The following is an 8,552-nucleotide window of genomic DNA, read 5'->3' on the forward strand; positions in this document are numbered from 1 at the left end:
GGCGCAGCGCCACCCCTGACGTGCCCCACGGTGACGGTCTGGACCCGTACGGTGACGGCCTGTTCGCGGTGCGTGAGGATCCTGAGTACGGGTTTGGCTCGGGGCGCGTGGGATCCGTACAGTTTCCCTTTTGGGGACCTCCGCAGCAGGCGGATGCGGACGAGTGATCAAGGAACGGCAGCGGCCATGACGGTGACCGAAGACAGCCACGACCAGGTGCAGGCCTACGGACCGGGCATCGACCCCGAACGGCTGGCGCTCTGCCTCGACGTGCTCGCCGAGCTCGACAAGATCGACGTGGACCACCCGGACGCCATCGCCGTGCGCCGCGCCACCGCGGGCGTCTACCGCACGGTCAAGCAGCGCCGCCGCCAGGAGCGCCGCGCCGCCAAGACCGCCAACGACAAGGCCGTCACCGAGGCGACCGCGACCGGCTCCGCCGAACGCATCGACGACGAGACCGAGGGCATCCTGCCCTCGTCGGTCACGGAGGCCGGCCGGATCGCCGGGATACTCCAGCGCCCGCGCTCCTGCTACGTCTGCAAGACGAGGTACGTCGAGGTCGACTACTTCTACCACCAGCTCTGCCCGGGCTGCGCCGTCGAGAACCGGGCCAGGCGCGAGGCCCGCGCCGACCTCGCCGGCAAGCGCGCGCTGCTCACCGGCGGCCGCGCCAAGATCGGCATGTACATCGCGCTGCGGCTGCTGCGCGACGGCGCCCACACCACGATCACCACCCGCTTCCCCAAGGACGCCATCCGCCGCTTCAAGGCGATGGAGGACTCCGCGGACTGGATGCACCGCCTGGAGGTCGTCGGCATCGACCTGCGCGACCCGGCCCAGGCCGTGGCCCTCGCCGACCGGGTGGCCGAGGCCGGTCCGCTCGACATCCTGATCAACAACGCGACGCAGACCGTGCGCCGCCTGCCCACCGCCTACGCGGCACTGGTCGAGGGGGAGTCCGCCCCGCTGCCCGCCGGTGAGCTCCCCGCCCACCACGTCATCGGCGCCTTCAACTCCGGCGCGGTCGACGGCCTGGCCGCGCTGCCCGTCGGGGTGAGCGGCCTGGAGGCGCAGAAGGTAGCGGACCTCGCCCTGGTCGCGGGCAACGCCAGCCTGGAGCGACACCTCGCCGGCACCGCCATCGACGCCGGCGGCCTGCTGCCCGACGTCGTCGAGAGCAACACCTGGGTGCAGACCATCGACCAGATCTCCCCGGTCGAGCTGCTCGAAACCCAGCTGTGCAACTACACGTCGCCGTTCATCCTGATCAGCGCGCTCCGGCCGGCCATGGCGGCGGCCGCCCGGCAGGCGTCCAGCGGGCGGGCGTACGTCGTCAACGTCTCGGCGATGGAGGGCGTCTTCAGCCGTGGCTACAAGGGCGCCGGGCACCCGAACACCAACGCCGCCAAGGCCGCGATGAACATGGTGACGCGGACCAGCGGCCAGGAGATGTTCCAGACCGACCGCATCCTGATGACGTCCGTCGACACCGGCTGGATCACCGACGAGCGTCCGCACTTCGACAAGCTGCGCCTCGCCGAGGAAGGCTTCCACGCCCCGCTCGACCTGGTCGACGGCGCGGCCCGGGTCTACGACCCGATCGTGCGCGGCGAGGCCGGCGAGGACCTGTTCGGTGTCTTCCTGAAGGACTACGCCCCGGCGAACTGGTAGCCCCTGAGGCTCCCGGGCCTACCCTGTACGCGTGATCGACCCCCTCGGCGGACCGAGGGGGTCGATCGCGTTCGCGGCCCGGCAGGACCCGGCCGCGACCAGCTCCAGCAGCGGACGCCAGTCCTCCAGCACGCCGGCGTCCGGGCCGGAGGTGCCCGCCGCCTCGCGGGCCCGGCGCAGAGTCGCCACCGCCTCGGCGTCGTCCGGCCCGCCGGTCCCGCCGGTCCCGCCGGCCGTACCGGCCGCTCGTACGAGCCCGGCCACCCGGTCGCCCAGCAGGGGGCGCAGCGCCTGCGCTCCGATTACGGCGTGTCGCGCTCCGTCACCCGGACGGAGCATTCTGCCGACGTCCTGGAGCAGGCCCGCGAGCTGCAGTTCCTTGTCTGCGGGATGGGAGCGCCGGAGCAGCGCCGCGGTCCGCAGGGCGCGGTCGTCGGAGCTGCCGCGCAACAGCTCCATCAGCTCAACCACACTGGTGAAGCACGGCACTTCGGCCTCCGGCACTCCGGACCTCGACATCGCCGACCCCTCCCTCGCGCCGCCCGCATCCCGCGTCCGAGCACACCACTCCCGACGTACCCGGCGGCCGACGACTTGCTGAACTCGCGGCAAAACTGAGAGGGCGCAGCGGATTTTGCCTTCCTATCGAGCGGAGGTCCGCTCATATGTGTACTCTGGGGCATCAAGACGGCCCCCATCCGGGCCGCGCTCCACCAAGGCGCCACCGCGTCCGGAACCCTTGATCCCTTGCCCGGCCGCGGTCTGCCTGCCGGGTTACGCGACACAGAGGAGTGCGCGGTGACTGAAAAGACGAAGCCCGAACCGAAGTTGCTGGAGCGGACGGGATCGCGTGCCACGACGCGGTCCGACGAACTCGGAAGCCTGGAGGTCTGGGCGCGCTCCGCCCCGATCCGGCTGGCCGGGTACGAGGACGACCTGGCGGAGGCGCACATCCTGCCCGGCATCGACTAGTCGGCCGGTCCGCGGACCGGCGCGCCGACCCGCGACGCGGTGACAAGCGCCCCCACGTGCCCACACCGGCACCGGGGGCGCTGCCCTGCCCGGCGGCGCACCGGCCCGCACCGCCCGGCTACGCCCTGAGCGTCATCGCCCAGAGCGATCACCGCTTCCGCGGCCCGGTCCGCCGGTTCAGGGTGATCGTATGAAGCTGCTGATGCTGGGTGGAACCGAATTCGTCGGACGCGCGATCACCGAGGACGCCCTGGCCCGGGGCTGGGAGGTGACCGTCTTCCACCGCGGCCGCCACGCACCCGTGCCGGGCACCCGCGCCCTGCACGGGGACCGCGCCGCCCCCGGGGGCCTGGCCGCCCTCGCCGAGGGCCGGTGGGACCTCGTCGTCGACACCTGGGGCAGCGCCCCCACGGCCGTGCGCGACAGTGCCCGCCTGCTGAGCGGCCGGGCCGGGAGGTACGCGTACATCTCCAGCCGCTCGGTGTACGCCTACCCCGCCCCCGCCGGGCAGGCGGAGGACGGCCTCCTCGTCGACGGCTCCGCGGACGCCGCCGGGGCCGCCTACGCCGAGGACAAGAGGGGCGGCGAACTCGCCGCGCTGGACGCCTTCGCCGACCGGGCCTTGCTGGTCCGTGCCGGGCTGATCCTCGGCCCCTACGAGAACGTCGGCCGGCTGCCGTGGTGGCTGAACCGCATCGCGCGCGGCGGTCCGGTGCTCGCCCCCGGCCCGCGGGACCTCCCGATCCAGTACATCGACGTACGCGACCTCGCGCGCTGGACTTTGGACGCCGCCGGGGCCGGCCTCGGCGGCCCGTACAACGTGGTCGCCCCGGCCGGGCACGCCACCATGGGCACGCTCCTCGACGCCTGCGCCGCGGTCACCGGCGGGGCCGCCGACCTGCGCTGGACCGACCCGGCGGCCATCCTGGCGGCCGGCGTCGAGCCCTGGACCGAGCTGCCGGTCTGGCTCCCCGAGGACGAGTCGTACGGCCACATGTTCGGCGGGGACGTGACCAGGGCCCTGCAGGCCGGCCTGCGGTGCCGCCCTGTGACGGAGACCGTCGCCGACACCTGGGCGTGGCTGCGCACCCTCGGCGGCCGGGCTCCGCAGCGGCCGGACCGGCCCGCCCCCGGACTCGACGCCGAGCGGGAGGCCGCGCTACTCGGGCTCTGACAGCCGGGCGTCCGCGAGCCGGGTAGGGGGGAGGTACTCGCGCACCAGCGTGCGGTGCCACCAGTCCCCGGTCTCGCGCAGCTCCCGCCAGGTGGTGAAGCGGTACCGGTAGAGCAGGGCGCGGACGTGGACGGGCGGGGCGTCCGGGAACGGGTTGTGGCGCAGCAGTCGCAGTGTGTCCCGGTCACCCGCCAGCAGCCGCTCCACGAACGGCCCGAACCAGTCGCGCGCATAGCCGGGGGAGATCGCCGCGAACCACATCAGCCAGTCCAGCCGCAGGTGGTACGGGGCGAACTGGCGCGGCAGCCTGTGCGGATCGCCCGGTTTGCCCCTGAAGCCGTACTCCTTCCAGTCGCCGTCCTCGCGCGGCACGCGGTCCGCGGTGCCCTCCACCGCCACCTCCATGCGGACCCGGCCGACCGAGCCGAAGGCCCCGTAGGTGTTGACCAGGTGCAGCGCGTCGAAGGAGCGGTTCATCACCTGGCGGCGCGAGATCATGTTGAGCACCGGATGGCGGCTGAGGAACAGGACCAGGGCGGTCACCGCGCAGACCAGGACCACGAACCACAGGGGGGCCTCCTGGGAGGCGGCGGCCGGGGGCGGACCGGCGAGTCCGGTGAAGTCCACGGCCGACACGGCGAGGGTGATCGTCAGCCAGTTCAGCCAGGCGAAGTTGCCCGACAGCACGAGCCACAGCTGGGTCGCGACGACGGCCCCGGCGGCGTACGAGGCCACCGGCTGCGGAGTGAACAGGAGCACCGGGACGACCAGCTGCGTCACGTGGTTGGCGGCGCACTCCACCCGGTGCAGCGGCTTCGGCAGGTGGTGGAAGAACCAGCTCAGCGGCCCTGCCATCGGCTGCGTCTCGTGGTGGAAGTAGAGACAGGTGAGCCCCCGCCAGCAGGGGTCCCCGCGCATCTTGATCAGCCCGGCCCCGAACTCGACGCGGAAGAGCAGCCAGCGCAGCAGCCACAGCACGAGCACGGGAGGCCCGGTCCGGGCGTTGCCGAGGAACACCGCGAGGAAGCCGGCCTCCAGCAGCAGTGACTCCCAGCCGAAGGAGTACCAGGTCTGGCCGACGTTCACGATGGAGAGGTACAGCAGCCACAGGGCCGCCCACATCGCCATGGCCGCGGCCAGCGGCACCTGGTCCCCGGCTCCGGCGGCCAGGGCCGCCGCCAGCGCGGCCCCGGTCCAGGCGCAGCCCGCGAAGAGCCGGTCCGAGTAGCGCAGTTGGAACAGGCTCGGGGCGCGCCGGAAGGGCACGTACCGTACGTAGCGCGGCACGGGCAGCATGCCGTGCGCCCCGATCAGGGCCCGGAACTGCAGGGCGGCCCCGAGGAAGGCGACGAGGTAGACGCCGGCCAGAGCCCGCTGGAAGACCAGACGGGCGAGCCAGTACCCGGGCGCCGTGAACCAGTCCATCACCTCCAGTATCCGGCCGCCCGGCCGACACCGACACCGGCCGGTGCGCGCGGGCGGTGGCCGGTACGGCGAGCCGGTCCGGTGGCCCGGTCCGGCGCCCCGGTCCGGTGGCCGATGTCCTGAACGCGTTCGATTCGATGGTCGGGTCCGTGCGGCCTCTCGGGCGCGTCGGCGCGCACTCCGGTTGCGACTTCCGCGCGGATGCGGCAGACAAGAGGGAGCAATCGGGGCGAAAAGGGAGAACTTCGTGAACGGACCGTCACTTCCGACACCTCGTCAGGCGTCGCGTCGTCAGGCACCGGCCGGCGCCGCCCTCTTCGCCCTGCTCGGCCTCTTCGCCGTGGCCTGCGGCGGGCACGAGGAGCCGACCAGCGCGGCCGGACCCGAGAGTCAGGAGGTCTACCTCCAGCCGGTGGCCAGCGCCGGCCCCGACCCCTTCACCGCCTCCTCGGCCACCGGCGAGTCGGCACCCGCCCAGCCCCCGCTGCCCAACCCCACCGGGCAGGGCATCCGCACGGTCAACGCGGCCACCCCCGGCCTCTACGGCGGCACCCAGCGGCTCGGCAGCTGCGATGTGGAACAGCAGGTGCAGCACCTGACGGACGACAGCGGCAAGGCCCGCGCCTTCGCCGAGGCGTCCCGGATCGAAGTGGCCAGGATCCCCGAGTTCCTGCGCGGGCTCACCCCCGTGGTGCTGCGGGCCGACACCCGCGTCACCAACCACGGTTTCCGCGGCGGCCGCGCCGCCGGCTACCAGTCCGTCCTCCAGGCGGGCACCGCCGTCCTCGTCGACGACCACGGCATGCCACGGGTCAGGTGCGGCTGCGGCAACCCGCTCGGCTCCCCGCGCTCGGCCAAGGGGAGCCCGGTGCACAAGGGCGACCCGTGGAACGGCTACCAGCCCAACCAGGTCGTCGTCATCGAACCCACCACCCACGTGATCGACAACCTGGTGATCGTCAACGTCGCGGACAACACCTGGATCGAGCGCAAGCGCGGCGACGACGGGGCCCAGGACCGGACCCCGCAGGCCCTGCCCCCCTACGACCCGGCCGACGGCATCCCGAGCGGCCCCGCCAACCCCTCCGGCGCCGCCTCCGCAGCGCCCTGCCCGAGCACCCCCGGGGCCGGGCAGGCGGACTGCACCCCGTACCCGTCGGACCAGGCGGCCCCGCAGTCACCGGGCGCGAACCAGCCGCAGAGCCCCGCAGTGCCGCTGAACCCCTCCACCCGGCCCCGGCAGCCCCAGCAGCCCCAGAAACGGCCGCCGTCGGACCTCCCGTCCGACCCGCTGACGCAGGACCCCGCCGACCCGGCGCTCCCGCCGTACCCCGACGGATCGACGACGCAGCCCGGCGATCCCCAGGACCCGTACGCCGACCCCTACGCCGATCCCTATGCCGACACCTACACCGATCCGTACGCCGACCCGTACACGGATCCCTCCACCGACCCCTACGCCGACCCGGACCTCCAGCCGACCGCCGACCAGGACCACCCGCTGGAGAGCGCCTGACCGGCCCGTGTGTCATGGTGGACCGGTGCCGACCACCGTATCGCTGCCGGACGACTGGCCCGCACACCCGGACCGGTCGCTCTCGCTCAACCGCATGGGAAGTTTCGACTGGGACCTGGTCACCGGTCTCATGCACATGGACGAAGCCGCCCTCGACGTCTTCGACCTGACCCCCGCGGAATACGACGGCCGGCCCGAGTCCCTCTCCCCGCGGGTACCGCCCGCCGAGTCGGCCCGGCTCGACGCCATGGTCTCCTCCGCCCTCAAGAGCGAGGTGGACAGCTACGGCGCCTACTTCCGCATCCGCTGCCGGGACGGGCGGCTGCGCTGGACCCACACCCAGGGCCGCGTCATGCGCGGCGGGGACGGGCGCCCCCACCGGATCATCGGCATCGTCCGGGACGCCACCGAGGAACTCAGCCACTCGGCGGAACGCCTCGGACTGGACGAGGAACGGCGCCGGCAGACCTCGGTGGTCGAGTCCACCACCGCCGCCCTCGCGCACGCCCGGACCGTCCAGGACGTCATCGACGCGCTCGGCGACGCCCACGGCCTGGAGCGGCTGGGCTCCATGGGCATGGTGATGGGCCTGGTCGAAGCCGGCCGGATCCACCTGGTGGCCGAAGGCCCCGACGGCAGCTTCGTCCCCGGGACCCGCTACACCCGCATCGACGAGCAGTACCCGATGAGCGAGGTGGTCCGATCCCTCCAGCCGCGCTTCCTCGACTCGGCGGAGGAGTTCGCCCAGGGCTACCCGGCGCTCTGGGCGAAGATCTCGTACATGCAGATCTCGGCCGCCGCCTACCTGCCGCTCATCGCCCAGGCCCGCCCGATCGGCGCCATCGGACTGCTCTACCAGGACAAGGACGGCTTCACCCAGGAGGAGCGCAACCTGCTCGTCGCCCTCGGCAGCAGCATCGCCCAGAGCCTCCAGCGGGCCATGCTGCTGGAACAGGAGCACGACCTGGCCGAAGGCCTCCAGCAGGCCATGCTGCCCCGGCGGATCCCCGCCGTCCCCGGCGGGGAGATCGCCGTACGGTACCGCTCCGCCCGCATGGGCCAGGACATCGGCGGCGACTGGTACGACGTCATCCCGCTGCCCGGCGGCCGGGTCGGCGCGGTCATCGGCGACGTCCAGGGCCACGACACCCACGCGGCCGCGGTCATGGGCCAGCTGCGCATCGTCCTGCGCGCGTACGCCGCCGAAGGACACTCGCCCGGCACCGTCATGGCCCGCGCCTCCGTCTTCCTGCACGAGCTGGACACCGAGCGCTTCGCGACCTGCACGTACGTGGAGGCCGACCTCTCCACCGGCGTGCTCCAGGTGGTCCGCGCCGGCCACATCGACCCCCTGCTGCGCACCCGCGACGGGGACTGCCACCGGCTCCCGGTGGGCGGCGGCATGCCGCTCGGCCTCTCGGCGGAGTTCGGCCGGCTCGAGTACCCGGTGACCACCGTGGAACTGGATCCGGGAGAAACGCTCCTGCTGTGCACGGACGGCCTGGTCGAGCACCCCGGGTCCGACCTCGACGACGGAATGCACCTGCTGACCTCCCACATCCGCGGCGGCCCCGCCGACCTGCAGCTCCTCGCCGACCGCCTGTGCGAGATCGCCACCGAACGTGGCGGCAACGACGACATGGCCCTCCTGTTGCTGCGCCGCCGCCCCGCCCCCGCCCCGCCCGGCGGCGGCCGGCTCCAGCAGCACGTGGCACCGGGCGACCCGGAGGCCCTGGTGGCCGCCCGCCACATGATCGGCGCGGCGGTACGCGCCTGGGGCGCGCGGGGACG

7 protein-coding genes are annotated in these 8,552 nt (G+C 73.3%); 5 read left to right on the forward strand and 2 right to left on the reverse strand.

Going from position 1 to position 8,552, the window contains the following annotated elements; all coding sequences use genetic code 11:
• The first annotated feature begins 186 nt into the window (after positions 1-186).
• Positions 187-1,674 carry an SDR family NAD(P)-dependent oxidoreductase gene (locus AAT21_RS12195; RefSeq protein WP_107081245.1) on the forward strand — a complete coding sequence of 496 codons (1,488 nt, stop codon included), beginning with the start codon at positions 187-189 and terminating at the stop codon, positions 1,672-1,674.
• Between the two features lie 18 nt (positions 1,675-1,692).
• Here AAT21_RS12195 and AAT21_RS12200 read toward each other — a convergent pair whose 3' ends face one another.
• A complete protein-coding gene (locus AAT21_RS12200) occupies positions 1,693-2,193 on the reverse strand; it encodes a hypothetical protein (RefSeq protein ID WP_046776639.1) in 501 nt (166 codons plus the stop codon).
• A gap of 279 nt (positions 2,194-2,472) precedes the next feature.
• Between AAT21_RS12200 and AAT21_RS37425 the strand changes: the two genes are divergently transcribed.
• Positions 2,473-2,646, forward strand: coding sequence for a hypothetical protein (locus AAT21_RS37425; protein ID WP_157879668.1), 174 nt, complete (start codon positions 2,473-2,475; stop codon positions 2,644-2,646).
• Positions 2,647-2,836: 190 nt separating this feature from the next.
• The gene (locus tag AAT21_RS12205; protein ID WP_046776640.1) at positions 2,837-3,820 is read left to right on the forward strand and encodes an NAD-dependent epimerase/dehydratase family protein; all 984 of its coding nucleotides are present in this window, start codon (positions 2,837-2,839) and stop codon (positions 3,818-3,820) included.
• Here AAT21_RS12205 and AAT21_RS12210 read toward each other — a convergent pair.
• Positions 3,806-5,245 carry a lipase maturation factor family protein gene (locus tag AAT21_RS12210; protein WP_046776641.1) on the reverse strand — a complete coding sequence of 480 codons (1,440 nt, stop codon included), beginning with the start codon at positions 5,243-5,245 and terminating at the stop codon, positions 3,806-3,808. The two genes, AAT21_RS12205 and AAT21_RS12210, sit on opposite strands and share 15 nt — an antisense overlap.
• A 247-nt stretch (positions 5,246-5,492) precedes the next feature.
• Here AAT21_RS12210 and AAT21_RS37430 point away from each other — a divergent pair, with 247 nt between their 5' ends.
• Together AAT21_RS37430 and AAT21_RS12220 are read left to right on the forward strand one after the other, a co-directional pair.
• Entirely contained in the window at positions 5,493-6,761 is a 1,269-nt protein-coding gene (locus AAT21_RS37430; RefSeq protein WP_052757726.1) for a DUF6777 domain-containing protein, read from the forward strand.
• Positions 6,762-6,768: 7 nt separating this feature from the next.
• The coding region (locus AAT21_RS12220) for a SpoIIE family protein phosphatase (RefSeq protein ID WP_046777470.1) at positions 6,769-8,552 on the forward strand (1,784 nt) is incomplete at its 3' end.

Source organism: Streptomyces yangpuensis, assembly GCF_001005295.1.
Taxonomy (GTDB): domain Bacteria; phylum Actinomycetota; class Actinomycetes; order Streptomycetales; family Streptomycetaceae; genus Streptomyces; species Streptomyces yangpuensis.